The 26,894-nt window shown below is 58.0% G+C and carries 23 protein-coding genes and 3 pseudogenes; 19 read left to right on the top strand and 7 right to left on the bottom strand.

Going from position 1 to position 26,894, the window contains the following annotated elements; translation table 11 throughout:
• Positions 1-101: 101 nt before the first annotated feature.
• Positions 102-821, bottom strand: coding sequence for a GntR family transcriptional regulator (locus tag ACIQJ2_RS01020; RefSeq protein WP_400666475.1), 720 nt, complete (start codon positions 819-821; stop codon positions 102-104).
• 234 nt (positions 822-1,055) lie between these two features.
• Here ACIQJ2_RS01020 and ACIQJ2_RS01025 point away from each other — a divergent pair, with 234 nt between their 5' ends.
• The 13 genes from ACIQJ2_RS01025 to ACIQJ2_RS01085 all read left to right on the top strand — a co-directional run bounded on the left by ACIQJ2_RS01025 (position 1,056) and on the right by ACIQJ2_RS01085 (position 17,572).
• On the top strand, positions 1,056-2,696 hold the full coding sequence (locus tag ACIQJ2_RS01025) for an ABC transporter substrate-binding protein (RefSeq protein ID WP_400666472.1): 1,641 nt from the start codon (positions 1,056-1,058) through the stop codon (positions 2,694-2,696).
• Between the two features lie 92 nt (positions 2,697-2,788).
• Positions 2,789-3,811, top strand: a complete 1,023-nt coding sequence (locus tag ACIQJ2_RS01030; RefSeq protein ID WP_400666470.1) for an ABC transporter permease — start codon at positions 2,789-2,791, stop codon at positions 3,809-3,811.
• A complete protein-coding gene (locus ACIQJ2_RS01035) occupies positions 3,804-4,679 on the top strand; it encodes an ABC transporter permease (RefSeq protein WP_400666468.1) in 876 nt (291 codons plus the stop codon). The genes ACIQJ2_RS01030 and ACIQJ2_RS01035 overlap by 8 nt, the downstream gene beginning before the upstream one ends.
• Positions 4,676-5,638, top strand: coding sequence for an ABC transporter ATP-binding protein (locus tag ACIQJ2_RS01040; protein ID WP_400666466.1), 963 nt, complete (start codon positions 4,676-4,678; stop codon positions 5,636-5,638). The genes ACIQJ2_RS01035 and ACIQJ2_RS01040 overlap by 4 nt, the downstream gene beginning before the upstream one ends.
• Positions 5,635-6,651 carry an oligopeptide/dipeptide ABC transporter ATP-binding protein gene (locus ACIQJ2_RS01045; protein ID WP_400666465.1) on the top strand — a complete coding sequence of 339 codons (1,017 nt, stop codon included), beginning with the start codon at positions 5,635-5,637 and terminating at the stop codon, positions 6,649-6,651. The genes ACIQJ2_RS01040 and ACIQJ2_RS01045 overlap by 4 nt, the downstream gene beginning before the upstream one ends.
• Positions 6,648-7,412, top strand: coding sequence for an aspartate/glutamate racemase family protein (locus tag ACIQJ2_RS01050; RefSeq protein WP_400666463.1), 765 nt, complete (start codon positions 6,648-6,650; stop codon positions 7,410-7,412). Before ACIQJ2_RS01045 ends, ACIQJ2_RS01050 begins: the two co-directional genes overlap by 4 nt.
• 30 nt (positions 7,413-7,442) lie before the next feature.
• Entirely contained in the window at positions 7,443-8,873 is a 1,431-nt protein-coding gene (locus ACIQJ2_RS01055) for an amidase (protein ID WP_400666461.1), read from the top strand.
• 46 nt (positions 8,874-8,919) lie between these two features.
• Positions 8,920-9,621: an Asp/Glu/hydantoin racemase gene (locus ACIQJ2_RS01060; protein WP_400666834.1), complete on the top strand. Its 702-nt coding sequence runs from the start codon at positions 8,920-8,922 to the stop codon at positions 9,619-9,621.
• 524 nt (positions 9,622-10,145) lie between these two features.
• Entirely contained in the window at positions 10,146-11,678 is a 1,533-nt protein-coding gene (locus ACIQJ2_RS01065; RefSeq protein WP_400666460.1) for an alkaline phosphatase family protein, read from the top strand.
• A gap of 556 nt (positions 11,679-12,234) precedes the next feature.
• A complete protein-coding gene (locus ACIQJ2_RS01070; RefSeq protein ID WP_400666833.1) occupies positions 12,235-13,161 on the top strand; it encodes an IS110 family transposase in 927 nt (308 codons plus the stop codon).
• Positions 13,162-13,529: 368 nt separating this feature from the next.
• Positions 13,530-16,166 (top strand): bifunctional lysylphosphatidylglycerol flippase/synthetase MprF, encoded by a 2,637-nt coding sequence (gene mprF / locus ACIQJ2_RS01075; protein WP_400666458.1) that lies wholly within the window; start codon positions 13,530-13,532, stop codon positions 16,164-16,166.
• A gap of 47 nt (positions 16,167-16,213) precedes the next feature.
• On the top strand, positions 16,214-16,933 hold the full coding sequence (locus tag ACIQJ2_RS01080) for a hypothetical protein (RefSeq protein WP_400666455.1): 720 nt from the start codon (positions 16,214-16,216) through the stop codon (positions 16,931-16,933).
• A 27-nt stretch (positions 16,934-16,960) separates the two neighbouring features.
• The gene (locus tag ACIQJ2_RS01085) at positions 16,961-17,572 is read left to right on the top strand and encodes a virulence factor family protein (RefSeq protein WP_400666453.1); all 612 of its coding nucleotides are present in this window, start codon (positions 16,961-16,963) and stop codon (positions 17,570-17,572) included.
• Positions 17,573-17,682: 110 nt separating this feature from the next.
• On the opposite strand, the gene ACIQJ2_RS01090 is transcribed toward ACIQJ2_RS01085, so the two are convergent.
• The 3 genes from ACIQJ2_RS01090 to ACIQJ2_RS01100 all read right to left on the bottom strand — a co-directional run bounded on the left by ACIQJ2_RS01090 (position 17,683) and on the right by ACIQJ2_RS01100 (position 19,486).
• Positions 17,683-17,871 carry a DUF1289 domain-containing protein gene (locus ACIQJ2_RS01090; RefSeq protein ID WP_400666451.1) on the bottom strand — a complete coding sequence of 63 codons (189 nt, stop codon included), beginning with the start codon at positions 17,869-17,871 and terminating at the stop codon, positions 17,683-17,685.
• An 83-nt stretch (positions 17,872-17,954) separates the two neighbouring features.
• A complete protein-coding gene (dmeF, locus tag ACIQJ2_RS01095; protein WP_400666449.1) occupies positions 17,955-19,199 on the bottom strand; it encodes a CDF family Co(II)/Ni(II) efflux transporter DmeF in 1,245 nt (414 codons plus the stop codon).
• 8 nt (positions 19,200-19,207) lie between these two features.
• Positions 19,208-19,486 (bottom strand): metal/formaldehyde-sensitive transcriptional repressor, encoded by a 279-nt coding sequence (locus tag ACIQJ2_RS01100; RefSeq protein WP_400666447.1) that lies wholly within the window; start codon positions 19,484-19,486, stop codon positions 19,208-19,210.
• A 168-nt stretch (positions 19,487-19,654) separates the two neighbouring features.
• On the opposite strand from ACIQJ2_RS01100, the gene ACIQJ2_RS01105 reads away from it, so the two are divergent.
• From ACIQJ2_RS01105 to ACIQJ2_RS01115, 3 genes are all read left to right on the top strand, one after another.
• Entirely contained in the window at positions 19,655-20,197 is a 543-nt protein-coding gene (locus tag ACIQJ2_RS01105) for a Chromate resistance protein ChrB (RefSeq protein WP_400666445.1), read from the top strand.
• 61 nt (positions 20,198-20,258) lie between these two features.
• On the top strand, positions 20,259-21,470 hold the full coding sequence (locus tag ACIQJ2_RS01110; protein ID WP_400666443.1) for an MFS transporter: 1,212 nt from the start codon (positions 20,259-20,261) through the stop codon (positions 21,468-21,470).
• Between the two features lie 70 nt (positions 21,471-21,540).
• Entirely contained in the window at positions 21,541-21,912 is a 372-nt protein-coding gene (locus ACIQJ2_RS01115) for a hypothetical protein (RefSeq protein ID WP_400666441.1), read from the top strand.
• Positions 21,913-22,028: 116 nt separating this feature from the next.
• Here the strand turns inward: ACIQJ2_RS01115 and ACIQJ2_RS01120 are convergent, their stop codons facing one another.
• The gene (locus tag ACIQJ2_RS01120) at positions 22,029-22,952 is read right to left on the bottom strand and encodes a LysR family transcriptional regulator (protein ID WP_400746418.1); all 924 of its coding nucleotides are present in this window, start codon (positions 22,950-22,952) and stop codon (positions 22,029-22,031) included.
• On the opposite strand from ACIQJ2_RS01120, the gene ACIQJ2_RS01125 reads away from it, so the two are divergent.
• The 3 genes and pseudogenes from ACIQJ2_RS01125 to ACIQJ2_RS01135 form a co-directional block, all read left to right on the top strand.
• The gene (locus ACIQJ2_RS01125; RefSeq protein ID WP_400666437.1) at positions 22,849-24,456 is read left to right on the top strand and encodes an MFS transporter; all 1,608 of its coding nucleotides are present in this window, start codon (positions 22,849-22,851) and stop codon (positions 24,454-24,456) included. The two genes, ACIQJ2_RS01120 and ACIQJ2_RS01125, sit on opposite strands and share 104 nt — an antisense overlap.
• A gap of 298 nt (positions 24,457-24,754) precedes the next feature.
• Positions 24,755-24,895 (top strand): annotated as a pseudogene (locus ACIQJ2_RS01130) (DUF3363 domain-containing protein); the annotation flags it as partial.
• A gap of 38 nt (positions 24,896-24,933) precedes the next feature.
• Positions 24,934-25,266, top strand: a pseudogene (locus tag ACIQJ2_RS01135) (DDE-type integrase/transposase/recombinase); the annotation flags it as partial.
• Between the two features lie 291 nt (positions 25,267-25,557).
• Here ACIQJ2_RS01135 and ACIQJ2_RS01140 read toward each other — a convergent pair.
• Positions 25,558-26,253, bottom strand: a complete 696-nt coding sequence (locus ACIQJ2_RS01140) for an alpha/beta fold hydrolase (protein WP_400666435.1) — start codon at positions 26,251-26,253, stop codon at positions 25,558-25,560.
• Between the two features lie 175 nt (positions 26,254-26,428).
• Positions 26,429-26,839: pseudogene (locus tag ACIQJ2_RS01145) on the bottom strand (transposase); the annotation flags it as partial.
• Positions 26,840-26,894 lie beyond the last annotated feature (55 nt).

Raw genomic sequence — 26,894 nt, forward strand, 5'->3', positions numbered from 1 at the left:
CGCCGACTGGACAATTCTTTCGCTCTTGATACCGACGTCAGCTTGAAAGACGCCTGCGGCGGTCGCAACCGCGCCGTTCCTTATGACGAGATCAAAATCGCTTATCGTCTATCACCCGTTCGGAGTTCATTTGCAGCACGAGCAGCATCAACGACGGCAGCGCCAGTTTTTCGGCTGTGATCCAGCACCAGCAAACCTGCAAGCGTCGCATCGCCTTTGACGATGGCATCAAAGATGGCCTGATGCTCATCGACGGACTCTTTCCAACGCTGCTCGGAAATGAGCGTTTCGTGGCGATTGTGGACCGACTGCTTTGTCAGCGTGATGTGGGTGTTGGACAGCGCCGGATTGCCTGCCAGCTCGACCACGAGAGCGTGAAGCTTCTGGTTTGCCTTGAAGTAGCTCTTCTGGCTCCGCTTCCCGTAGGCCTCGCCCATCTGATTGTGCAGACGCTCGATATCGGCGAGCGCCTTCGGCGTCATCCTCGATACCGCGATCTCGACGGCATGTCGCTCGAGCGCACCGAGGACATCGAACACATCAAGCAGTTCTTCCGCCGAAAACTGCCGCACCCTTGCTCCCCGACCCGGTAGCAGCTCGAGAAGCCCTTCGGAAGCAAGCAACTTGACGGCCTCACGCATCGGGGTCCGCGAGACTCCAAGTGCCTGAGCGAGAGCAACCTCGTTCAGTCTTTCGCCAGCCGGCAAATCGCCGCGGCTGACCATCTCGCGCAGCTTGTCGACCACATGATGATGGAGCGATGCACGCTTGATGGCTACCGCATAGGGCGCGGCAGCGGACGATTCCTCGTCTTCATCCATGGTTATTCCCCAATCATTCTCGCCTTGCCTGTCATACAGATACCGAACTGCTCAGCACCCAGGCAAGTGTTTTGCCTGACCAAAAATCAAGCACTCTGACCATATTCAAAGCACGCCAATAATTACATAAATAATGCACTTTGTAAATATATATAACATAATCAAATGTTTATGAATTGGAATAATGCTTGCAAGTCCCAAATCGTCTGTCACACTTGCGGAAGGTAAGCCATCATGACCAGCAGCAAACTCCAGCGTTCTCGCTCGTCTGTCTATCGCTCACATGCGTGTCTATGGATCTTCGCGACCCTGTCGCTCGGTCTGCTCCAATCCTCTGCCCATGCCGAAACCCCGAAGGATGTGTTGATCGAGGTTGCCGAACACGGCCCGAATTCGCTCGACGCCATGGCCCCGGCGGCCAACGAATTCAGCCAGATGGCATCATGGCAGCTCTATGACCGCTTGATCACACACGGGACGAAGACGCTTCCCGACGGCAAGCTGATGTACAATGCAACGAACATAGAGCCCGAACTTGCCAAGAGCTGGGAGATCCAGGACGGCGGCAAGACCCTTATCTTCCACCTGCGCGAAGACGCGACCTTCCACGACGGATCCCCCGTGACGGCCGACGACGTCAAATGGTCTTTCGATCGTGCCGTATCGGTCGGTGGATTCCCGGCCGTTCAGATGGCAGCCGGATCACTGACGGATCCCAAGCAGTTTTCCGTCGTCGATGCTCATACGTTCAAGATCACCCTCCCCGTAGCCGACAAGCTGACACTGCCTGACCTTGCGGTTCCGGTTCCTTACGTCGTCAACAAGAAGCTCGCCCTGCAGCATGCAACGACCGAGGATCCGTGGGCGCTCAAATGGACCTCGCTGAACGATTCCGGTGGAGGCCCCTTCAAGGTCGGCAGTTGGAAAAGTGGCGACAGGATTGTTTTCGACCGCTTTGACAACTGGAAGTCCGGCCCAATGCCGGCACTCAAGCGCGTCGTGTTGCGTGAGATCGCCTCGCCTGGAACACGCCGCGCCTTGCTTGAAAAGGGTGACGTCGATGTTTCGGTCGGCCTGCCCCCGAAGGACTACGCGGAACTGGCCGCGGCCGGCAAGGTCAACGTTATCGGGACATTGATGCAGAACGAGCAGTTCAATGTCGACCTCAATGTCACGATGAAGCCCTTCGACGACAAGCGCGTTCGTCAGGCGATCGCCTATGCGCTGCCCTACGACTCCATCATGAAGCAGGCGCTCTACCAGCGCGGTGAGCCGCTCTTCGGCGCAGATCCTTCAGCGCCATTCCCGCCGAAGTGGCCTGTCGCATCGAAGTACAATACGGATCTCGACAAGGCAAAGGCGCTGCTGAAGGACGCCGGCTATGCTGACGGCTTCAAGACAGATCTCTATATCGACATGAGCCAGACGACCGTTCAGGAGCCGATGGCGCTGCTGATACAGGAACAGCTGAAGAAGATCGGGATCAACATAGAGATCCACAAGGTGCCTGGCTCAGAGTGGTTCGCCAAGATGGGCTCGAAGAGCATGCCGATGGATATCAACTACTTCTACGGTTGGCTTGACTACCCTGAATATTTCTATTTCTGGACTTATGACGGCAAGAACAACAGCGTGTTCAACACGGCCAACTATTCGAACCCGGAACTGGACAAGCTGATCGAACAGGCTCGCTTCGAAAGCGATCCGAAGGCCTATGACGCGATCATCACGAAGATGAACGGCATAGCCATGGACGATGTGCCGCGAGTGCCCGTCGCCCATCTCTATTCGGACATTGCGATGCAGAGGAACGTGAAGGGCTACGTCTACTGGTTCCACACGCATCTCGACCTCCGGTCGATCTCGAAAGAGTAGACGCGATCGGGGAGCCGAAGCCAGGCTCGGCTCCCCGAAGACAAATCCACATTGATCAACCGCTCGGAAACGGGCCTGCGGAGATTGAGTTCATGAAGATAGCCCTGAGTTTTGCGAAGCGAATTGCCACGGCAGTTCCGAGCATCATCGGTGTCGTCATCGTCACGTTCTTGCTGGCGCGGGCATTACCCGGCGATGCGGCAGCCTATTACGCAGGCGTGTCGGCAACGCCAGAAAGCATTGCTCAAATTCGGACAGCCCTTGGGCTCGACAAGCCGCTCTGGTTTCAGTTTGGCGACTATGCATTGCGTCTCCTGCACGGCGATCTTGGAACGTCACTTTCAAGCGGCCAGCCTGTGTTCCAGGATCTGGCGACAAGGTTACCAGCATCGATAGAGCTGACGCTTTGCGCCCTGCTCTTTGCGATGCTGATCGGATTGCCGCTCGGTATTGCGGCCGCCACCCGGCCTGGCAAGGCGGTGGACCATATCTGTCGTATCGTCGTTTCGGGTGGCGCTGCGTGCCCGACCTTCTTTGTCGCCCTGGGTCTGGTCTACGTCTTCTATTTCAGGCTGGGCATCGCACCGGAACCTCTCGGTCGGCTGAACGATACCTACTTTAGCGTACCGCCGACCATAACCGGGCTGTACCTTATAGATACTCTGCTCGCCGGCGACGTTGCCGCCTTCTGGGCGTCTCTCTCCCAACTGGTCCTGCCGTCGATCTCGCTTGGACTGTTCGCGCTTGCCCCAATCGCGCGCATCGCTCGGGCATCGATGCTGGCCTCGCTCTCAAGCGATTTCTGTCGCACGGCGCGCGCCATGGGCCTCTCCCGAACGAGGATCGTCTACGGATATGGGCTGCGCAACGCCATGCTTCCGGTCGTCAATATCTTGGGCATGGTGTTCTCGTTCCTGCTTGGCGCCAATGTTCTGGTCGAGCAGGTCTTCGCATGGCCGGGGATCGGGGCATACGCGGTCAATGCGGTCATCACATCGGATTACGCCGCAGTTCAGGGTTTCGTGCTGATGATGGCGATCCTCTACATTCTCCTCAATCTGGCCGTCGACCTTACGGCAGCGACAATCGATCCGAGGGTTCGTTACGATGGCTGAAACCTTGTCTGCAAACGCGCATGTCAGCACTTTCTGGCGCGACGCCCGCCATATGGCCGGCGAAAACAAGCTGACGTTGTTTGCCGCGCTGATCCTGCTGGCCCTTGTCGTCATTTCGCTCCTTGCGCCCTGGGTCATCCCCTACGATCCGCTGGCGGTCGACACATCCGCCGCGTTGAAACCTCCAAGCCTTGCCCATCTCTTCGGTACGGACGCGCTTGGCCGCGACATCTTGAGCCGGGTCGCCATTGCCACGCGGCTGGATATAGGCATGGCGATCGGAGCCGTGGCACTGTCGTTCATCGTCGGAACGGCAATTGGCGCGATCGCCGGTTATTTCGGCAGCTGGACCGATGCCATCATCAGCCGTTTCATGGATACGATCATGGCATTCCCGCTCTTCGTTTTGGCCATGGGCATCGTTGCTGCCCTCGGCAACAGCGTCGAAAACATCGTGCTGGCAACCGCGATCATCAACCTGCCGTTCTATTCGCGCTTTGCCCGCAGCGAGGTCAACGTCCGGCGGGACATGACCTTCGTTGAGGCAGCCCGAATGGGCGGCAACCGCTCGTTCCGGCTGCTCGCCTTTCATATCGTGCCCAACATCCTGCCGACGATGATGGTCCAGGGATCCCTCAATCTCGGCTGGGCTATCCTCAACGCGGCAGGACTTTCCTTTATCGGCCTGGGCGTGCGTCCACCGACGCCGGAATGGGGGATCATGGTGTCGGAGGGAGCGTCCTACATCTTCTCCGGCGAGTGGTGGACCTTCCTCTTTCCCGGCGCAGCATTGGTCATCACCGTCTTCTGCTTCAACATGATCGGTGACGGCCTCAGAGATATAATCGATCCAAGGAGGCGGACATGAGTGTACCTCTGCTATCCGTGAAGAACCTCAGTGTGAATTTTCGCACGCGCTCGGGCACCGTGAAGGTTCTCGACGACATCACCTTTTCTCTCGGCAAGGGCGAGGTGTTGGGGATCGTCGGCGAAAGCGGCTCGGGGAAATCGGTGCTTTCCTATGCGCTGATGGGGCTTCTCGACGACAATGCCGAGATCAAGGCCGATGCCATCGAATTCGGCGGCATTGACCTTTCCGGACCAAACTCCCCGCTTGCGTCCATCCGCGGCCGCGAGCTGTCGATGATATTCCAAAGCCCACGTACGGCGCTCAATCCGATCATGCGGGTTGGTCGCCAGATCGAGGATGTCCTCAGGCGGCACGGCCCGGTATCCAGGGCAAACTCCAGAGCCGCGGCCATAGCCGCGCTGGCACGCGTGCGAATCCCGGATCCGGAAAGACGATACGATGCCTATCCATTCGAGCTGTCTGGCGGCATGTGCCAACGGGTGATGATAGCTATGGCGCTTTCATGCTCGCCCTCCCTTCTGATCGCTGACGAACCGACCACCGGGCTCGACGTAACAACGCAGGCCGTGGTCATGGATTTGATGCGCGATCTGGTGCAGGAAACCAGAATGTCGGCGATACTGATCACTCATGATCTGGCGCTGGCCGGTGAATATTGCGACCGTATCGTCGTCATGCACGCGGGTCATATGGTCGAAGCGGCTCCAGCCGATGAATTGCAGTCGCATTTTGCCCATCCCTACACTCGCGGGCTTTTCGCAGCCACGCCGACCGCCCACACGGAGCTTCAAGATCTGGCCTCGATACCCGGAAGCCTTCCTGATTTGAGAGGCGACCTGCCCGCCTGCCGATTTCTGCATCGCTGCGACAGACGCAAGACGGACTGCGAAGCAGGACCTATCCCGTTCGAACTGTTGGGCAATGATCACTCCGTTCGCTGCAGGCACCCGCTATGACAGTTTCCCTTGCTCCTCTGATACAGGTTCGCGGCCTGTCGAAGCGCTATCCCGTTGGTGCGATGCGCCGCAAGATGCTTTATGCAGTCGATGAGGTCGATCTGACGATTGCCGAAGGCGAATGCATTGGCCTGGTCGGTGAATCCGGATGCGGGAAGTCGACTCTGGCTCGCGTGCTCGCACGCCTGATCGATCCAACTGAAGGAGAGATCACCCTCTCCGGTGTTGACGTCGGAACCATGCCGGCGAAGACGTTCGGCGGGTCGCCGCTCAGGCGCGATATCCAGGTTGTCTTCCAAGATCCGACGGAGAGCCTCAACCCCGGCTTTACCGTGTTCCAGGCGATCGCCGATCCCCTGAAGCAGCTTGTGGGCGGCTCAAGTCAACAGATTGCCGAGATGGTCCTTGCGGCCATGGATGATGTCGGCTTGGCGAGAGAATACGGGAGCCGCTATCCCCACCAGCTGTCGGGCGGACAAAAGGCTCGCGTCGGCATCGCGCGGGCCATTGCCGTCAAGCCAAAACTGCTTGTCTTGGATGAACCGACCTCGGCACTCGATGTCTCGGTCCAGTCCCTGATCCTGCATTTGCTGGCGAAACTGCAAAAGCAGCGAAACATGAGCTACCTGTTCGTGTCGCACGATCTGAATGTCGTGCGCCTGCTCTGCGACAAGATCGCAGTAATGTATCTTGGTCGCATCGTCGAGTTCGGCTCGTCAAAATCCGTCTTTTACGAACCGGAGCATCCCTATACCCGTGCGCTTATCGACGCTATCCCGGATCCCGAACGCAAGAACACGACGCGCACCAAGCTCGAAGGCTCGGCATCGAGCCCGATCGACCCTAATCAGAGCGCCTGCCGCTTCGCTGGACGCTGTCCGGTGGAGCTACCCCTGTGCAGCCAGGCCATGCCGCCGATGATTGCTCGCGACGGAGACCGGCTGGTGGCATGCCATCGAGCGGACGAATTGGCAAAGCTGCCATCAACGGAAACAGGGGCAAGCCCCTCATGACGCGGATTCTGCTGTTCAATCCAAACACCTCGGCAGATGTGACGGATCACCTCGTTCGAGCGGCAAGCCAATCGCTTTCGCCCGGCTCCGAACTCATACCCGTGACGGCTCCGCGCGGTGTTCCATACATCGCCACGAGGGCGGAGGCCGCAATCGCGTCAAGTATTGTGCTGGACGTTCTTGCCGAGCGAGAGGGCAGCTTCGACGTCGCCATTATCGCCGCGTTTGGGGATCCGGGTCTTGGCGGGGCGCGCGAACTTATGTCGGTTCCGGTGATAGGGCTGGCGGAAGCAGCTATGCTCAGCGCCTGCATGCTCGGCCAGCGCTTCTCCATCGTCTCCTTCTCACTCGCGCTCGGCCCATGGTTCCGAGAATGCGTGACAATGCATGGCTTGCTGGACAGGCTTGCGAGCATAAGGCTGCTCGATGGCAAGTTCGCGTCGCTGGCAAACGTTCAGGACGAAAAAGAAGAACTCCTCATCGAGCTCGCACTGAGCGCCATCGAAGAGGATGAGGCAGACGTCATCATTCTTGCGGGCGCGCCGCTTGCCGGTCTTGCCGCACGCGTTCGCGATCGCATCCCGGTACCTGTCGTCGAGTCAGTGGTTGCGGCCGTCAAACAGGCAGAGCTCCTCGTTGCTCTCAACCCGAAGAAGGCATCCGCCGGCACCTTCCGTCGGCCGGACCCAAAAAGCTCACGCGGTCTGTCTCCGGCGCTTGAACGGCTCTTGATGGCCGAACCCGTCGAGACAGGATCATGAACCGAAACACTCTCTTATCAGGAGGCTTCCATGCTTATCGATGAATACCCGACGATGCCGGCTCGCCTGATCGCGCAAAAGGTCTCGGCCGGCGCGGTCTCCGCGCGAGCTGTTCTGGATGCCGCTTTTGCAGCGCTCGACAAGGTGGAGCCAATCATCCACGCCTTCGCGACGCTGGCTCGAGAAGAGGCCTACGCCACTGCCGCCGCACTCGATGAGCGGATTGCGCGCGGCGAGCCTGTCGGCCCGCTGGCCGGCGTACCCGTTGCCATCAAGGACCTTGTGCTCACGAAGGGGTTGAGAACCACATTCGGCTCCAATCTCTACGCCGATTATATTCCCGACCACGACGACATCGTTGTCGAGCGCCTGAAAGCGGCCGATGCCATCATTCTCGGCAAGACCAACGTTTCGGAATTCGGCTTTGGCGCCCACGGCAACAATCTCCTGTTTCCGCCCACGGGCAATCCGTGGAACTCCGAACGCTCACCGGGCGGCTCAAGTGCGGGTTCGGCTGCCGCCGTTGCGGCCGGTGTTTGCCCAATCGCGATCGGCAGCGACGGCGGCGGCTCCGTCCGTCTTCCGGCAGCACTTTCTGGATTGGTCGGCGTCAAGGCGGCGATGGGCCGGATTCCGCTGTGGCCCGGCTGCCGGGACATATCGCTTCCCGGAGTATCCGGCTGGGAGTCGATCGAGCATATCGGGCCGATAGCGCGGGACGTAGCCGATGCTGCCCTCATGCTGTCCGTTATCGCCGGTCCTGATCCCCGCGATCGCTGGTCGATCCCCTGCGCAGATCTCTCCTGGACCGACATCGCTCCGCTGCCGCGCGGGACCAGGGTTCTGTACTGGCCGACATGGCATGACCAGACGATCGAGCAGGAGTTGAGAGAGGCGACCGACAAGGCGGTGGCGCTTGTTGCGGAAGCCTGCGGACTGGAACTGGTCGTCGGCACTCCGCCCGAAATCGACGTTCATGCGACATTCAAAGCCATGGTGGCCCTGGAGACCGATCTCACCGGCATGCGGGCGCTGCTTGCGGAAAAGCCGGTGCAGGTCTCGAAGGCGGTCACGGCTCTCCTTGCGGAATCCCGTCCGTTCGAAGATGCCACCGACGCGATCACCGCCCGGAAAGCATTCGTCGATGAGATCGCCAAAATCATGAGCGGCTATGATTTCATTCTGACGCCGACGCTATCCGTCACCGCCTTCGCCAAGGACCAGGACGGGCCATCGACGATCGATGCAAAGCCGATCGCCCCTTATGAATGGTGCCCGTTCACCTCTCCCTTCAATCTAACCGGGCAGCCGGCGGCAAGCGTGCCGTGTGGACTGGTCGGCGGCCTCCCCATCGGCTTGCAGATCGTTGGCCAGCATCTGGGCGACGCCAAGGTGCTCTCCGCTGCGGCTGCCTTCGAGGCTGTCCTTCCGAAACTGGGTCGGCCACCGATCCATGCTTGATCATTCTTACCCTCAGGAAACTTCAGTGAACCCGCTGCGCATCGGAATGCTAACGCCCTCGTCCAACACCGTGCTGGAACCCGTCACCACCGAGATGCTTAAGGATCTGCCTGACGTGACGGCGCATTTCTCTCGTTTCCGGGTGACCGCGATCGGGCTGGATGCCGCAGCACTAAGCCAGTTCGACGATCGTCCGATGATGACAGCCGCGGAACTGCTGGCGGACGCCAAAGTCGATGTCATCGTGTGGAACGGAACGAGCGCCGGATGGCTCGGCCTCGACAGTGATCGCCAGCTCTGCGAACGCATAACAAAGGCAACCGGCGTGAAAGCCTCGACTTCAGTTCTTGCCTTGTTCGATGTGATGCGGAAGCGAAACGAGCGCCGGATCGGTTTGGCCTCACCTTATACCTCGGATGTCCAGGCGGCGATTGTGAAGTCATTCGCCAATGAGGGTATCGAGATCGTTTGCGAGCGGCATCAGGGCATCAGAGACAATTTCAGCTTCAGTCAGGTGATGCCTGAGACAATCACCAAGATGATCGACGAGCTTGCTCCGTCGCACCCGGATTCGATTGCGGTGTTTTGCACCAATCTCGCTGGAGCACCGCTTGTCGACAAGCTGGAAAGAACCTACGGCGTCGCGATCCACGACAGCGTGGCGACGGCGATCTATGGCGCGCTATCGACGGTCGGATATGATCTTACGCGTGTGTCAGGTTTCGGGAAGATGTTCTCTCAGGCTTGACGGCGGCAGCATTGAGAGTTCATCGCGCGCACTTTTTGCACGATCACCTTCGTGTTGGCTTCGCCATAGAGTATTGGGTCGCTTGCAGCTACATAATGGGCTTAGCTGCTCGGTCATGGCGAGAGAATCCTGAGCGCTGGTAAGCGAATTTCACGTTATTCACAGTCACTACTCCGACGTTCCCCTCCCGCCGAGAGCGGATTATCTGCTCATACGGCCGCGCTTGGTTCGGCCCAACCGTCGCCAGTGGGTGCCGGAGTCGCTTCTTTCACCGTTGCCGTGATCGTCGGATGGGCTGATGCAGGCTCCAGTGCTTTGCGTTCGCGTTAATTTTCGTGAGCTTACGGCGCTGTGTCTTGCAAAACGATGCCACCGGTTCGGGCGATCCATTCCGCATCGCCTTCACATCACTCATCCGCCCGCCGCCGACCTTGGGGTCCAGAAGGACGTGTGTGGTTTCACATGGCTGTCATTGGCCGGTGTTAGCGCTCCTGTGTGAATTTACGATGAGGAGGATAGAGCCGATGAGAAAATTTTTCCGCACGATGCTGCTGGGCGCCACTGCCATGATGCCAACACTGGGCATGGTTCAGGCTCAAGCTGCTCCTGCAAAATATGAGCATGTTTTGCTCATCAGCATCGATGGCATGCATGCCATTGATCTCGCAAATTACGTCGCAGCTCACCCAACGAGCACTCTCGCTCATCTTGCCGAAACCGGTCTATTTTATCCCAATGCACTAACATCCAATCCATCTGACTCATTTCCAGGCATGGTCGCGCAGGTGACCGGCGGCTCCCCGGCGGTCACGGGCGTTTTCTATGACGACAGCTATGACCGGACCTACTTCGCTCCGGGTTCGAACTGTCAGGGCGACCCCGGCGCTGAGGTCGCTTTTGCCGAGAACATCGACGTTGACTCTACGCGGCTGGATGGGGGCGGCAAACCAGGGTTGCCGATGACGCAGATCGACCCGGCGAAATTGCCATTGGCGATGGTGAACGGCAAATGCACGGCCGTCTATCCGCATGATTTTGTGCGGGTGAACAATGTGTTTGAAATCGTGAAGAAGCATGGCGGCCGCACCGCCTGGTCTGACAAGCATCCGGCTTATGAATGGCTTGCCGGTCCGTCGGGCAAGGGTCTGGATGACCTTTTTGCGCTGGAGCAGGATTCCGTTATCCCTGGCACGAAAGTGAAGACGACTGGCAGCTTCAAAGCCGAGCGCGATTTTGACGACGCCCGCGTCAAGGCTGTTATCAATGAGATGCATGGCTTCGATAGCACAGGCACAACCAAGCAGGCGGTTCCAACCTTGTTCGGTATGAACTTTCAGGCTGTGAGTGTTGGGCAGAAGCTACCGAAATCCGGCCCTGCTGACGATGCCGGCCTTGTCGGCGGCTATTCCGATGCATCGGCCACACCGAACAATGGTTTGGCGCTGCAACTTGACTACGTCGATACTGCGCTTGGTCAGCTCGTATCCGCGCTTCGGGACAACAAACTTGAAGCGAGTACATTGATAATCTTGGCGTCGAAGCACGGCCAATCGCCGATCGATCCGGCGACTTTCCAAGCGCTGGACGATGATCCCTATTCTAAAATGCCTGGCTATGGCTTCCACATCGCCGACGACGCCGCGCTGATCTGGCTAAAGCCCCAGGATCGTGAAAAGAACATTGCTGCTGCAACGGCGTATCTTGATACGTCGGCGAAGACGCTGGGCGTTGGTCAAATCGTGACGCCAAATCAGATGGCGATTGCCTATCAGGACCCTTCCAAGGACAGCCGTACGCCTGATTTTATCGTCACTGTAAATCCGGGCGTCGTTTACACGTCTGGATCAAAGATCGCTGAACATGGCGGCGGTAACGCGAATGATCGAAATGTGCTTCTTCTTCTCAGCAATCCGGCGATAAAGGGGCAAGCAATCACCGCACAGGTTCAAACAACACAGGTGGCGCCGACAATATTGCGTGCGCTGGGCCTTGATCCGGCGGAACTGCAAGCCGTCGTGACAGAGGGCACGCAGCCACTGCCGCGCTCTGGTTTGTAGGCCTCGATATCAGGTTCTGGAGCCTTGCTCAGGCTCCAGAATCGTCTTTGGTAGAGTTGGTACAGGGATCAAAATTCTACGTTTTCGGTCTGTGCGGCTGCGATCGAACATAGGATTAACAGGTTGTTCGCAGTTGCATGGACTCTGCCGCAGCGACAGGCAAAAGTAGCGTGTCGTGTCCAGCACACCTCAATCGTTGTGCTGGGAAGGAATTCTGCCTTTGGCGGCGTTTGGATTCCGTAACATTCGCGCGTATAGCCTTGTTGACGCCGGACTTCACCTCGTTCAGCGGGTATTCGCGGGCTTCATTAATCTGCTGCGAGTGTACAAGCTAGCGGGGGGAGCCGCATGGCGACGGGAAGGGCAGAAAACCTCCTCATCCTTGTACGTTCGCGATAGTGTAGATTGTGTTGTGTGACGGAGGCGCGTGTCATCCTTGGGTGTTGAACCCGCAGCTCAGCGAGCGCCTCCGTCACATCCTTTCTGCTCGAACGGTTGGCTGGGCTTCGAGCCCGCGTTGCAAGGAGGAGCACTCATGGATGCCTCACGGGACTTTATGGTCGGCATTGACGTCTCCAAGGCTTATCTCGACGTGGCGGTCGACGGCAGAGCGTTGGCGGCGCGATGGAACAATGATGCGATGGGTTGCGATGAGCTCGCGGCTGGGGTGGCGGGAGCCGATTTGGTCGTCGTCGAAGCAACCGGCGGCTATGAGACGCGCATCGTACGCACATTGATGGCGGCCGGTATCTCTGTCGCCGTCGTCAATCCTCGCCAGGTGCGCGATTTTGCCAGAGCCCGCGGCCGGTTGGCCAAGACCGATCGCGTCGATGCCCGCGTCATCCTACACTTCGCCACGGCGATGCGGCCGGCCCAGATCCCCCATATCGACGACGGCCGCATCGCCGTGGCCGCGCTGGTGGCTCGGCGCCGTCAACTCATCGACATGGCCATCGCCGAGAAGAACCGCCTCGAGCATGCCCCGGCCGCCATCGCCCTGTTGATCAACGAGACGCTTCTTGCTCTCAAGACACAACTCGCCCGCGTCGACGCCGCTATCGTCCCCGCCATCACCGGTGATCCCGACATGGCCGAACGCCGCGACCTGCTGTTATCCGTACCCGGCATCGGCGAAGTTTGCGCCGCCGTCCTCATCGCCGAACTGCCTGAACTCGGCAGCATCGACGACAAGAAACTCGCCGCTCTCGTCGGCGTCGCTCCCATAGCCCATGACAGCGGCATGGTGCGAGGCCAGCGCCATATCGGCGGCGGCCGCGCTACCGTGCGCTGCGCACTCTATATGGCCACTATCTCCGCCATCCGCTGCTGTCCGCCAATCAAGGCCTTCCATGCCCGCCTGCGCAACGCAGGCAAACCACCAAAGGTCGCAATCGTCGCGGCCATGCGAAAGTTCATCATAACGATCAACACCATCGTCAGGCGAAAAACACCGTGGCTAGCCCAAACACTACACGGTTGCTGAACCGTTCTATCCACTCCGCGCCGTACCGGTAGAAAGCATCGACCACGTCAAGTTTGTCGGCAATGTCTTAAGCATGCGACATGATGGTTCTCCGTTTATCGTATAGTTGCGGATGAAGCTTCGAAATCGCCGAACCGGTTTCTCGTCGAAGCGATCGCCCAAGCAATATGGCTCCGTTTCCAACTTCTGCTCCGTCCGCGAATGGTGATGAACCGATTTGGACGCAGACCTTACCGATCTGTATGAAACCGGCCACTCCACCGAAAGCTTTGTCATTTAGTTTCACTCCAGAGAGCGCGATTGCTCGCAGCTCGGTGGTTCTGGTCGTGCTCATCCTTTTCGAAGGCCGCGGCCGACGGAAGGGGCAATTGAAAAAGATAGTGGAAGGCACATTGACCATCTCCGAACATCATTCAACGAAAAATGGTGAGATCACGACGCCGGCTTTAACCGGCAAGCTGATATCCGTCTTGAAGTCGATCCTTCCCCTAGCCGTTGGCGTCACCATTCTTGCCGTTTTATGGGTCTCCTTCTCGGGATTGATCCAAAACGTCAGTTTCGAGAATATAGCCGCCAGTCTTTTCAGGACGCCGCCATACTACATCGCAGCAGCAGCGAGCTTTACTCTGTTAAGCTTTGTTTGCCTGAGCATTTATGACTTTTCGGCCCTCTGGCACCTACGGCTTCGGCTCCCAGCCGCCGACGTCTTTCGCACATCATTTTGCGCATACGCCGTGGGCAACTTTGTCGGCTACGGTCCGTTGTCAGGTGGCGCGATTCGATATCACTACTATCGGCGGCTTGGTCTCAAGCCGGCCGATATCGGAAACATCATAGCTTATATAACGCTGGCTTTTGGCCTCGGCGTCGCCGCAGTGATGGCCGTTGGGCTCGTGTCGAACCCGGCGGATATTGCCGGATCGATTGATGTTTCTCCCCAAGCGCTCACGATGATCGGCGGCGGGCTCCTGATCGGCCTGGCGGCTGTGTTCACGCTGTCCGCATCCGGCCGCTCTTTGCCTTTATGGCGCGGCCGTTCAGTAGCGCTTCCACGGCCCAGAATCATGCTCGTTCAGTTTGTTGCCACGGTTGCCGACGTTGCAAGTGCTGCGGCTACCCTCTGGGTTCTCCTGCCCCATATGGACATCGGCGTTCCTGCATTTGTCGCCGTTTTCTCCGTTGCGATTGTATTGGGCATCGCAAGCCACGTCCCGGCAGGCCTGGGCGCGTTCGAGGCAGTGATTGTCGCCGTGTTGGGGCGGACGTCCCCAATGGGTGAAGTGATCTCCGCTCTCCTTCTCTATCGATTGATATATTACGGCTTTCCCCTCCTCCTGGCGGCTGGACTGATGGGCACGGCCGAGTTCCGCCGCAGCAAAATAGCGAAGCAGGCCTCATGGTTGGCCAGAGTCGGTTTGCGTCTGTCACCCAATGTTCTTTCGGTATTGACCTTCGCGATGGGCGTGGCACTCATCCTTTCCGGCGTGACGCCAGCCTCAATTGCCAGGCTCGACCTGCTTGCCGAATACCTTCCTCTGTCGATCGTCGAGAGTGCTCACTTCCTTGAGAGTGTCCTCGGCCTCGGATTGATCGTGATAGCGCGAGGGTTGGCGCATCGGCTGGATGGTGCCTGGTGGGCCGCGAGCACAAGTGTCGGCGCGGCGATTGTCCTTTCGCTTCTAAAGGCGATCGCACTGAGTGAATCGGCCGTACTGCTGCTGTTATTCGGTGCCTTGATCGCCTCGCGACGCCAGTTTTCCCGGCCAGCATCTCTGATGCATCAATCACTATCGACATCCTGGCTCGTGGCGATTGCGACAGTGCTGATGAGTGCCATTGTTGTGCTTTTCCTCGTTTACAGCGACGTCGACTACCAAAACGGATTGTGGTGGGATTTCGAGTTCACCGACGAGGCGCCTCGTAGCCTTCGCGCATTGCTGGGTCTGATCATCGGAGCGGGAGCCCTTGCTGGCTGGTCGCTGTTGCGACCCGCGAAGGGTAAGGCGTGTTACCCCTCCAAGGCGGAGATCGAGGAGGCGACAGCGATCGTCGCAAGCCAACCTTATCCTGATGCCAACCTCGTACGGATGGGCGACAAGATGGTCTTATTCTCAAGCGATCGGAGAGCTTTCATCATGTTCAGCCGCCGCGGTCTGGCCTGGGTCGCCCTCTTCGACCCTGTCGGACCGCAGGATGCGTCCGCGGACCTTATTTGGCAGTTTGTCGAGATGGCGCAACGTGCAGGTGGCAGAGCGGTGTTTTATCAGGTCCAACCACAGAATCTCTCCCTATATGCCGACGCCGGTCTGAGGGCCTACAAGATTGGAGAGGCAGGCCACATCGATTTGCAATCATTTGATCTTGGCGGAGCCAAACGAGCAAGCTTGCGGCATGCCGTCAATCGCGCGCAACGAGATGGATTGTCCTTCTTCCTCTTGGAACCTCATGAGGTAGCGGATGAAATCGACAGCCTGCGGAGAATTTCCGATTGCTGGCTTGCAGCGCAGAAATCACGGGAGAAAAGTTTCTCTCTTGGTGCCTTCGACGCCGATTACGTCTGTGCACAGCCAGTCGCAATCATTAAACGTGATGGTAAGATCATCGCTTTCGCAACGATCTTGCGCACATCGCTTAAAAACCAGGTGACCATAGACTTAATGCGTTCGATGTCAGACGCCCCGTCTGGAACGATGGAGTATCTCATCGTCTGTCTGATACTTCACCTGAAAGGCCGGGGCTATCTCTCGTTCGATATCGGCATGGCCCCTCTTTCCGGGCTTTCGAACAGCCCTGCCGCGCCGTTTTGGCATCGCATCGCGCGCATCGTCTATGAGCGTGGAGAGCGCTTCTATCATTTTATCGGTCTAAGAGCCTTCAAGGCAAAATTTCAGCCGCAATGGCAACCGCGATATCTGGCGGTTTCCAACGGAACCAGCCCGGCCCTCGCCCTTGCCGACATCACCGCATTAATCAGTGGTGGCTTTAAGGGTATGGTGCGCAAGTGAGACGATATATCCTGGCTATTCTGGTGCTTTTCTGATGCGCTGCGGCGGTGTTTGCGGACAGCAATCCCGCTTTATCAAACGTCCCGATAGACGCAGGCCTTTTGGGCAAACCCCGAATTATTTTGCCGACCGGCCCCGTCCGAGGTGAAGTATTCCTGTTCTCCGACAGGGAGGGCTGGGGAGCCGACGAGGATATTCTCGCTGCGAGTTTGCAAAGCAAGCAAGTGATCGTCGTCGGTATCGATACCAAGGTACTTCTTGGCGCGCTCAATGCACGCCCTGCCAATGACTGCATTTATCTTGTTTCCGATATCGAAGCCTTGAGCCGCCGGATACAGCGGGCCATTGGCGACACCCAGTATCAGTCGCCGATCATTGCCGGTATGGGAACAAGCGGGGCTCTTGCTCTCGCCATCGCCGCCCAAACTCCGGATGCCACCATCAAGCAGACGGTAGCCATCGATCCGAGGATTGCGCTTCCCTTGGTCAAGCCGCTCTGTACGGATGCGCCACGTGTTTCGATTAGCGGCGGCTCGATTTATGGTTTGTCAACACACGGCCTCAAGAACCCGGTTGAGGTCCTTTACACCGCCGCAGCTTCGACCGACGGTCGTGCCCACACGTTGGAGTTAAAGGAACAGGGCTTCGCGATCCAGACGAAGGACGTTACCGAAGACCCTCATCAGGCTCTGCTCTCCGCCATCGACCGGGTGTTGAACATGGAAATTCCGACCGATCATTCTGTTGGAGATTTGCCGCTGGTATAGTTGGCCACCACTCACAGCTTTGGAACGATGGCGATCATTTATTCCGGAGACGGCGGCTGGCGGGATATCGACAAATCAATTGGTGATGTCCTTCAGAAGGAAGGCGTTCCAACCATTGGGGTCGATTCGCTTCGATACTTCTGGTCAAAAAAGAAACCAGATGAGACAGCGAAGGACATGGCGCGCATCATCGACACCTATACGAAGCTCTGGGGTGCCGAGCACGTCATTTTGGTGGGCTATTCTTTTGGAGCCGATATTTTGCCGAAAGCCTATGACCTGCTGCCGATCGGCGACAAAAAGAAGATCGCGGAGATATCGCTTCTCGGCATATCAAATACGGCAAACTATCAGATCTCCGTGGGGGCATTTCTCGGCAACAGCTCCGGCGACGCTCCGACCTTGCCATCCCTGGGGAAACTACAGGCGCAGATGATACAGTGCTTCTACGGGGAATTGGAAACGGACAGCGTCTGCCTGAAGCTTCAAGGAACGGGAAGCGAGCTCATCAAAACCTCCGGTGGCCATCATTTCGATGGACGCTACGATGTGCTGGCGCATGACATTGTCAACGGCGCTAAGCGGCGACTTGCCATTGCAGGAAATCGAGACAGCAATGTAGCCGCGGAGCGTTACTAGGCGGCGGTGTGACGTTACGGCTAGAAGGCCGACGGCAAACTCGGCCTAATTGGGGCTCGGCTACCCTAAGGTTTGAAGCGTATAGACCTTGCGATCGACATCGCCGGCGCTCAAGCCGACACTGCGCGCGCGGCAAGCTTGCCCTCACGCCGACGGCGCTCCGCCAGTGTCTGGTGGCGTCGGTAATCGGTCAGTTTCCGCCACTGGCGGATTTCGGCCGCAGTGCGGAAACAACCGATACATAGATCCGATTTCCGGTCGAAATTGCAGAAATCGAGACATGGCGATGCAACGGACACGATTTAGCCCTTTGTGGCGTCAGACTTCAGTTTGAATGCAACGGAGACCGTCGTCTCAGGTGTGAATCTCGGATGGACCAAAATCAAGATCGATGCAGCACTTCGACGGTAAGGTGTGACAGCGACTTGAAGCGAGTTAGGCGACCTCGATAATAGTCCGCCTCCCGCGCTTTGCTCGTGATGACCGAAACGATCGCCCCAAGATGGCCCGGGCCGAGACGCCAGAGATGCAGATCGGCAAGTTTGTCGCCCTCATTTTCGATCGTTTGGCGAACCTTGTCTGCCATCTGACGATCTGGGTTCATATCCAACAGGATTGCCCCCGTGTCCCGGATCAAACCGTAAGACCAACTTGCGATGACGATGGCGCCGACGATACCCGCAAGCGGATCCATCCACAGCCAACCAAAGGCGCGAGCGAGCAACAGTCCGATAATCACGAGCACCGACACGGCAGCGTCGGCGATGACATGGATCACAGCTGCGCGCATATTGTTGTCGCGCGCCGCCGATCCGTGGGCGTGTTCATGCTCCTCGAAGACAGCCGGATAGTCTTGTGCCCCGATGCGCACATGAGCCGTGAAGGCATGCGGCTCGGGAATCTCGTCGACGGATTCCAAATAGCCGCCCTGATCGTTCATCGCGAAGACTTGCCGCGAGCCATCAGGACGCACAGTTTCGATCGAGGCCGTTTGAGCCGTCAGAGCGGAACCCGTTTCCGTAAAGAGCCGGAAGCGGGGCGGCACGCCATCCTCGAACACGTCCAGCACAACAGTTCCATTGTGGGTCTCGATGCGTTGGGATTCATCATGATCGTCGTGTCCCTGGCCGTGGCCGTGGTCATGACCATGACTGTGGCCATGGTCGCCGCTGCTTAGCAGCCAAGCACTCGCAATGTTCACCGCCAAGCCAAGAACGGCAATCGGAATGGCCTCGGCAAAGTGAATCGGAACCGGTGCAAAGATACGACTGACGGATTCGTAGCCGATCAGCAGCGCGATCATCGCCAGGATGATGGCGCTGGTGAACCCAGCAAGGTCGCCGAGTTTGCCGGTGCCAAACGAGAAGCGTGTGTCGTTGGCATGCTTGCGAGCGTAGGTATAGGCAAGTGCCGCCAGCAAGAGCGCACCCGCATGGGTACTCATATGCAGGCCATCGGCGACGAGCGCGATCGAGCCGAATAGCAGACCGCCGACGATTTCGGCGATCATCATGGCGCCGCAGAGCCAGATCACCGCCCAGGTCTTGCGCTCACTCTTTTCGTGTCCCTCGCCAAGGAAGGCGTGGCTATGGAGAGCGGACAGGGAAGCGTTGTCGTTATCGGTCATAGCGGTTCTCATTTCAGGTAAGTGCGGACGACTTCAAGGAGTTGCTCCGCAGCTTCGGCGTTGAGGGCACCGGGATATTTCTCGGCATCGACCAGGTGCTCTCGCACATGGTCCTCGACGACGACGGCCATCAAGCCAGCCAGTGCCCCCCGCACCCCGGCAATCAGGTGCATGACCTGCTCGCAATCGGCCTCGGCTTCGAGTGCACGCTCGATGGCTTCAACCTGGCCTCGGATACGGCGCACGCGCGCCAACAGCTTGTGTTTTTCACGGGTGGTGTGTGTCATGGCGGTTATATGACATACCCCCCTAGCCTATTCAAGTCATAACGAGTATCGAAGCGCTGAGACATGTCATTCGATGGATTCGTTCTGCGTTGCGACAGATCGCCCAGCTGTAAGCGAACACAATGCGTTTCCGTTGATTTGTTACGGCCGTTTCATTAGAATGGAGTCATGGTTGCATTAGCATGGCTTCTCCTCACGTACAAAGTGCCACCCGAACCGACCACCAAGCGCATCGCGCTGTGGCGGCGACTGAAGGGGATGGGTGCGATCTACTTGCAGAATGGCGTCTGTCTGTTGCCAAAGACCGACGATCACATTCGGCGGCTCAAAATGCTGGAGAACGATGTTGCCGGGATGGGCGGCGAATCCGTCATCCTGGACACGGTCGCACTGGACCGAGCTCAGGAGGACAAGGTCGTCGCCCGTTTCAAGGCAGATCGCGACGAGCAGTATCGCGAGTTCCTGGGTCGCTGCATCGATTTCGAGGCCGAGATCGCCAAGGAGATCGCGATCAACAAATTCACCTATGCCGAGCTCGAAGAGGAAGACACCGACCTCAAGAAGCTCCAGGGCTGGCTGGAGAAAATCAAAAAGCTCGATTTTTACGGCGGTACGCTCTCCGAGGAGGCCACGGAACGGCTGAAGAGCTGCGAAGCTTTGCTCGACAGCTATGCACGACAGGTCTTCGACGCCCATGACGAGAACCGCTGAGATGAGTGGCCAAGACAAACGCACAGACGAAATAGTTGCCGATACGAGTAGAAGGTCTGCGATGCGGCGAGGCATTCCGGCTGGTGTTTGGGCTCTCGGCTTCGTCTCGATGCTGATGGATATCTCGTCGGAAATGATCCATGCTCTCTTGCCCGTCTACATGGTGACCGTACTTGGAACTTCTGCGCTCACTGTCGGTATTATCGAGGGCATCGCTGAAGCGACAGCGTCAATCACCAAGGTGTTTTCAGGAGCGCTGAGCGACTGGCTCGGCAAACGCAAGCTCCTCGCTGCCTTGGGCTATGGTTTGGCTGCCTTCACCAAGCCTGTCTTTCCATTGGCGTCGTCGATCGAGTGGCTCATCGCAGCCCGCTTCGTCGACCGTGTCGGCAAGGGCATCCGGGGTGCTCCGCGCGACGCCCTTGTCGCCGATATCGCACCACCGCATTTGCGCGGCGCCAGCTTCGGCCTGCGCCAGTCGCTTGATACGATCGGGGCCTTCCTTGGACCGCTCATTGCGATTGGCCTGATGTGGCTGACGGCCGATCACTTCCAGGCGGTGTTCTGGATCGCCGTCATTCCGGCATTCCTGTCCGTCGGCCTGATCCTCGTCGCCGTCAAGGAGCCCACACGCCCGAAGGAGCAGCGCCGAGTTCGCATGCCGCTGCATCGCGATGAGTTGCGCCGTCTGGGCGCGACTTACTGGTGGGTTGTCGCGGTCTCTGCGATCTTCACCCTCGCCCGCTTCAGTGAAGCCTTTCTCATCCTGCGGGCGCAATCGATCGGCCTGCCGCTGGCCCTGATCCCAATCGTCCTGGTGCTCATGAGCCTCGCTTATTCCCTGTCGGCCTATCCGATCGGCGTGCTGTCCGATCGTGTCAATCGCCTGACGCTTTTGGCTCTCGGTCTTGTTCTTCTCCTGATCGCCGACCTCGTGCTTGCCTTTGCGTCCGATCTCGTCTGGGTCGGTATCGGCGTCGTGTTCTGGGGTCTGCATATGGGTTTCACGCAAGGACTGCTGGCAACACTGATCGCCGAGACCGCGCCGTCAGAACAGCGCGGGACTGCATTCGGCATGTTCAATCTTGTGACCGGTATCGCGCTGCTCGTCGCAAGCATCATCGCCGGCGCGCTCTGGGACATGATTGGACCGCAAGGAACATTCTTAGCGGAAGCCACCTTCGCCGTGCTGACCCTCGCGGGATTGTTCGTCGTCCGCGGTCGGCTGAAAGTGCGAGCACGTCCCTTAAGCAGTCACGATTCCAAACCCTAGTCCCGACCCGCCAATCGCCTCCAAGCGTGGCACACACGCCCACTATGGTGGCTGAACAGAGGAATTGCCCATGTATGAACTCGACGCCGCGGTAACGCATGCGATCAACGAGCTGGCGGGACGAAGCGCCGTCGTCGACTTTTTGATGATTTGGATTTCTGCAATCGGCGTGCCGCTATTGGTGCTGGCGGTCGCGGTTCAATGGTGGTGGCACACCAATAGGTCAGATACGCGCCACGTTCTCGTCGCGGCGGGACTGTCGTTCATTCTGGGCCTCGCCCTCAATCAGATCATTTTGCTGTTTGTCCACCGGATGCGACCGTATGACGGCGGCGTCACCCATCTCTTGATCTCATCCAGCACTGATCCCTCGTTCCCCTCTGATCATGCGACCGCGACTGCAACGGGTAGTTCCATTTTGCAAAGCCAAAACCCTTGCTGAGCAGGCTACCAAATCCACTCACTCACCCAGCTTCAGAGCCGAACTCGCAGACTCTGGAACTTGGCGAATTACCCTGGCCTCCGACCAGGTTGATTAATGTGCTTATTATAAACGTCTTATGCCGCCGGACCCCGGTCTGCCGCCCCGAATTTTTCGATGACAAAGCTGACGAAGCTGTGGAGCTTTGGTGATGTTCGGCGATCCTGGCGGTATAGCAAGTTGACCGGCCGCGACGTCGGTGCGAAATCGGGCAGCACGGCAATCAAGCGCTCTGCCGCAAGATCCTCAGCCACCATGATCCGGAGAAGCATCGCAAGACCCATCCCGGCCAAGGCTGCAGTTCGCATGCTGTAGGTGCTGTCGATCTTCAAGCGAGATCGGGTCGGAATGGTGATCTCTCCATCCGGGCTGGATAGCCGCCATGACGGCGTTTGCGACCACCATTCGGAGCTCGGCGGGAAACCGAAGTTAACGGCCTGGTGCCTGGCAAGATCCTCAGGCACCGTCGGCACGCCATGAGCGTCGAGATAAGCCGGCGCCGCACAAAGCACATGCCGATACGGCTGGAGTGGTCGCGCTACGAGATCCGGCGGAATGGGCATGCCGAAGCGAATGGCGGCTTCGATGCCATTGTCGGCAAGGTCAAGCACCTTGTCACTGGCAACGACGTCGAGATCAACCTCGGGGTACCTCCGAAAATACTCGGCCAGCGCCGGAACGAGCAGAACATTGGTCCAGATGGTCGGCGCGGTTATTCGGAGCTGGCCCTTGCAGCTCGTTTGCGCCTCGAAAGCCAGGGTCTCCGCGTCGTCGATGAGGCCCAATATTTCCGTGCATCGATCGTAATAGGTTCGGCCGAACTCCGTCACGCTCTGCCGGCGGGTGGTCCGATGCCGCAGCTTGGCGCCAAGGTGTTGCTCGAGCGCCTGCAGGTGATTGCCGACCATCGTCGGTGACAGCTCGAAGGCGGCAGCGGCGGCGGTAATGCTTCCCGCATCTACAACCCGCACAAATATCGACATCGCCTTGACGAGATCCATTACCAAATTTTCCTTGGATGTGATCCAAATTCTAGACCATTTATCAAACTATACGCCGGAATTATATCCAGTGGAATGGCGCAACCGTTCTGCCAATTCCGCTCCTGAGAGAACCAATCGCGTGGCCCGACCCAGAATTTCGTCCTCGTCGCTGATCCTTTTCGCAACCAGTCTCGCCTTCATCATCATCTGCCTCGACGTGACAGTGGTAAACGTGGCGCTCGAGCGTATCCAATCCTCGCTGGGTACCAATATCACGGGGCTGCAATGGGTGCTGAACGCCTACACCCTGGCCTTTGCCAGTCTTTTGTTGTCGACTGGGGCACTGGGCGACCGGTTTGGGCCGAAGCCGATCATGATCACCGGTTTGGCGCTCTTCACGCTGGCATCGCTTGCTTGCGGGCTCTCGGATAGTATTGAACTGCTGATTACGGCACGGGTATTTCAAGGAGTGGCTGCCGCGCTCTGCGTCCCCTCATCGCTAGCACTGTTGAACAGCACTTTCAGCGAGCCCAAGGCCCGGGCCCGGGCCATTGGGATATGGGCGGGTACAGCGAGCATCGCTCTCGGCGCCGGACCCATTGTTGGCGGCCTTATGGTCGATCGGTTCGGCTGGCCGAGCATTTTCCTGATCAATCTCCCGTTCGGCGCGCTGGGCATTTGGCTGGCTGCGGTCTATGCGCCGGCCGTTAAGGCGGCAAGCGGACGCAGCCTCGATCTTGCAGGACAGATCCTGGCCATCCTGGCACTCGCAGGACTTACCGTCGGCTTCGTCGAAAGCGGCGAACTCGGATGGACGCTTCCAGTGGTCGTGACCGGCTTTGTGGACTTTCTGGTGCTTGGTTCCAGCTTTCTGCTTATCGAAGCGCGTCACAAAGAACCGATGCTGCCGCTATCGTTGTTCAGATCGCCGACTGTAAGTGTCACATCGACAATCGGACTGCTCCTGAACTTCGGTTACTACGGATTGATGTTTGCGATCAGCTTGTTTTTCCAGATTGGCAAAGGGTATTCACCACTTTCTGCCGGCCTCGCATTTTTGCCGATGACCGCCTTGATCTCGGTCACGAACTTCGTCTCAGGTTCGCTCGCGGCGCGGATGGGACCGAAGCTTCCCATCCTCATGGGGCTGTCAATGGCGGCTATTGGCTATTTCTCAATCGCAGGCATAGATCGGGACACGGCTTATGTTTTCGTCATGGTGCCGCTGATGATTATCGGCATCGGCGTTGCGCTGACGGTACCGGCGATCAGCATCCTGCTTCTGTCCGGCGCGGATCGTTCACAGGCGGGAATTGCCTCAGGTGTATTCAATGCCGCACGCCAAATCGGCGGCGTGGTCGGTGTCGGAGTGTTCGGATCGCTGCTTGCGGGCAGCCCGGACAATATCATCACCGGCATCCATATCGCTCTCGCCCTGTCGGGGAGCGGTATGGTGCTCGCGTTTGTCATAGCGGTTCTCGGGCTTCGCGAGAGAAGACGACGCGTAATCACCGCCCGATGACTTGAGCCGGTTCTGATTCGCAAACTTTTTTCGCGTAGAATTTAATTCTCAATGCGACGAACAGGTCGCGGAAATGACGTGCTTTTAATGGGTTTCGAATACGAAGATCTGGATTTTAGCTACAGAGAACGCCTTTGCGGGAACGTTTGGAATGATTTTCTAGGTTCTTGGTGCCGCAAAAAAGTTAGCGACTGAACCTATATAGTAGCCCCTGCAGAATTCAAATCAGCCTGAAGCGGCGGCCGGAGTTGACGGCGACAGCGCCAACCGGTCGACAGCAAACCGAACAGGTGCGGTCATGCTCGACGACGGCAAGGGGTTCAGCCTCGTGCCGTGGAAGCCGGTGATCGAGCAGCAGTTGGGGATGGCGCTCACTGCTACTGTTTATTCGGGAAGTGTCACTTGGGAAATAGGCAGGCAGCGCGGGCTAGCGATTTGAAGCAAAGCATTGTCAGATTGGAAGCAACACCGCAGGGCCGTGGGCAAGGCCGTTCGCCGCGTGTGATGATCACCGACAAGTTTCGATCCTACGGTGCCGCGACGCGGGAGATCATGCCTGGCGTCGAGCATCGCTCGCACAAGGGCCTGAACAATCGGGTCGAGAATTCTCATCAACCCCTCCGACGACGGGAGAGGATCATGAAGCGCTTCAAATCAGCGCGACAGCTCTAGCATTTCGTTTGCATACACGACCCGATTGCTAACCTCTTTAACATTCCCCGCCACGATATTCCATCCGCCCACCATCGCCAACTGCGAGCAACAGCCATGCAAGCATGGCGCCAAATCGCGCGCCTTCATGCCGCATGAACCAAAGCCTCACTCCCAGATCTTGTTTGCAAACCGTTAAGTTTACAGTGCCGTCAGCGCTGTTCCCATCGAGAAATCTCCTTTCGCCATGTTGAATCATGATTTGCCGGAAAATGGAATCGCGTGAGTCGTCCTCATCAAGCTCCGGTATCAGTCGTAGAAAGTGGCCTCCCAGGCCGACTTGATAAGTATTCAAGAAATTATTCGAGCGGGTAACCTGCAAAAGCCTGCCCGCGTTAGGAACACGCTGAATCGCAACTTGGCCCAGTGCCGCCCCAAAAGGCCCACCTGTTAGGCGGCTTCCAACCAGATAACCAGAGCACGGTTTACTGCCTCTGGCTGCTCGCGGGTTGACCCGTGACCGCACTCTGGAATGATCACGAGTTTGGAGTTCGGGATTGCCGCTGCAATTTCCTCAGACAAAAACGGAGGTGTTAATGGATCACTGTCGCCGACAAGTACGAGGGTTGGAACGGTTATATCAGCGAGATTCGGACGGCTGTCAGCGCGTCCGATGATTGCCTCTGTTTGTCGTTCAAACCCGTCGAGACCAACCGTCAAGCCCATGCGAACATTGACCTCGAGCAAATGCTGATCATCTCGATGGGCAGGGTGCAACAGCGAGGTCATTACTTGACTCAAAAGCCCTTTGAAATCGCCACCTCTAGCTTGAGCCAACATGCCTCGTCGCTGCTCAGCTTGCTCTGGAGTGTCCGGCCGAGCAGAAGTATTGAGCAACGCGAGCCTGCTGACCCGCTCCGGCGCCTGACGCATGATTTCCAAGGCGACATGTCCGCCCATTGATAGACCGATGAGCGCGAAGCGCGGCGGCGCGGCTCTCAAAATGTTTGCGGCGATTTCCGACATGGTTGTCCCGGAAAGTGTCGACGCCACCGTAACAGGGCCGAACGGCCATAGCGCGGCAATCTGGGGAGCGTAAAGCTCAGCGGAGCACAGCAAGCCAGGGATCATAACTATTGGGGTCATTGGAAATTGGTCTCGTTGAGTAAACATCCCGACACCTTATGTTGTGGTGCTGACAATTTGTGTCAGCATTCTCCGAAATCCACCCGACACAAGGTCGTGACCTTCCAATTGCGACGAGGCATGGCTTTGGTGCATCGCTTCCGGCGTGAATGGATTCTGCTCTTTGATGCTGTGACTACGCCGTTGTTGCCCCGGACCTGACGGACTTCGGGCGTGCACATGCCAGCATTCGGTTGAGGACGGCGCAGCCGATGGCAACTTCTGCCTGTTGCGCGGAATGAGCGCGCTCGCAGCCGGTGTCCGATGATCGACTTGTAGCGGCCGATTGCGGCCTCGACCAAGGACCGCTTGCCATAGCCGGTGGCAGTTTGCCACTTCATCCTCCCGTTCGCGTTGATCGCCGCTATATGCCGGTCGCGCTGACTGTCGATCCCTTTGCCCGAGCGGTCGATCGCGTTGACCCGAGGTGGAATGACGACGGCAGCATCGGCGCTATGCCGGCTGACCGCGCCATAGGTCGGGTCGCCGTCATAGGCGCCGTCGGCTGTAAATTGCCAATCGGACCGTCGATTTGATCAAGTAGTGGGGTATCGTCAAGTTGTTTGAAGCAAGTTACTCTTGAGCGGTTGGATCGGGATCAA

Source organism: Rhizobium sp. NPDC092011 (genome assembly GCF_044756305.1).
GTDB lineage: Bacteria > Pseudomonadota > Alphaproteobacteria > Rhizobiales > Rhizobiaceae > Rhizobium.

What these genes read in the sequence shown, in the direction of transcription:
- ACIQJ2_RS01045 (WP_400666465.1), top strand. Translation starts at nt 5,635, where the DNA reads ATGACAGTTTCCCTTGCTCCTCTGATACAGGTTCGCGGCCTGTCGAAG.
- ACIQJ2_RS01020 (WP_400666475.1), bottom strand. Translation starts at nt 821, where the DNA reads ATGGATGAAGACGAGGAATCGTCCGCTGCCGCGCCCTATGCGGTAGCC.
- ACIQJ2_RS01140 (WP_400666435.1), bottom strand. Translation starts at nt 26,253, where the DNA reads ATGACCCCAATAGTTATGATCCCTGGCTTGCTGTGCTCCGCTGAGCTT.
- ACIQJ2_RS01050 (WP_400666463.1), top strand. Translation starts at nt 6,648, where the DNA reads ATGACGCGGATTCTGCTGTTCAATCCAAACACCTCGGCAGATGTGACG.
- ACIQJ2_RS01055 (WP_400666461.1), top strand. Translation starts at nt 7,443, where the DNA reads ATGCTTATCGATGAATACCCGACGATGCCGGCTCGCCTGATCGCGCAA.
- ACIQJ2_RS01040 (WP_400666466.1), top strand. Translation starts at nt 4,676, where the DNA reads ATGAGTGTACCTCTGCTATCCGTGAAGAACCTCAGTGTGAATTTTCGC.
- ACIQJ2_RS01030 (WP_400666470.1), top strand. Translation starts at nt 2,789, where the DNA reads ATGAAGATAGCCCTGAGTTTTGCGAAGCGAATTGCCACGGCAGTTCCG.
- ACIQJ2_RS01070 (WP_400666833.1), top strand. Translation starts at nt 12,235, where the DNA reads ATGGTCGGCATTGACGTCTCCAAGGCTTATCTCGACGTGGCGGTCGAC.
- dmeF (WP_400666449.1), bottom strand. Translation starts at nt 19,199, where the DNA reads ATGACCGATAACGACAACGCTTCCCTGTCCGCTCTCCATAGCCACGCC.
- ACIQJ2_RS01105 (WP_400666445.1), top strand. Translation starts at nt 19,655, where the DNA reads ATGGTTGCATTAGCATGGCTTCTCCTCACGTACAAAGTGCCACCCGAA.
- ACIQJ2_RS01110 (WP_400666443.1), top strand. Translation starts at nt 20,259, where the DNA reads ATGCGGCGAGGCATTCCGGCTGGTGTTTGGGCTCTCGGCTTCGTCTCG.
- ACIQJ2_RS01120 (WP_400746418.1), bottom strand. Translation starts at nt 22,952, where the DNA reads ATGGATCTCGTCAAGGCGATGTCGATATTTGTGCGGGTTGTAGATGCG.
- ACIQJ2_RS01100 (WP_400666447.1), bottom strand. Translation starts at nt 19,486, where the DNA reads ATGACACACACCACCCGTGAAAAACACAAGCTGTTGGCGCGCGTGCGC.
- ACIQJ2_RS01035 (WP_400666468.1), top strand. Translation starts at nt 3,804, where the DNA reads ATGGCTGAAACCTTGTCTGCAAACGCGCATGTCAGCACTTTCTGGCGC.
- ACIQJ2_RS01085 (WP_400666453.1), top strand. Translation starts at nt 16,961, where the DNA reads ATGGCGATCATTTATTCCGGAGACGGCGGCTGGCGGGATATCGACAAA.
- ACIQJ2_RS01025 (WP_400666472.1), top strand. Translation starts at nt 1,056, where the DNA reads ATGACCAGCAGCAAACTCCAGCGTTCTCGCTCGTCTGTCTATCGCTCA.
- ACIQJ2_RS01115 (WP_400666441.1), top strand. Translation starts at nt 21,541, where the DNA reads ATGTATGAACTCGACGCCGCGGTAACGCATGCGATCAACGAGCTGGCG.
- ACIQJ2_RS01060 (WP_400666834.1), top strand. Translation starts at nt 8,920, where the DNA reads ATGCTAACGCCCTCGTCCAACACCGTGCTGGAACCCGTCACCACCGAG.
- ACIQJ2_RS01065 (WP_400666460.1), top strand. Translation starts at nt 10,146, where the DNA reads ATGAGAAAATTTTTCCGCACGATGCTGCTGGGCGCCACTGCCATGATG.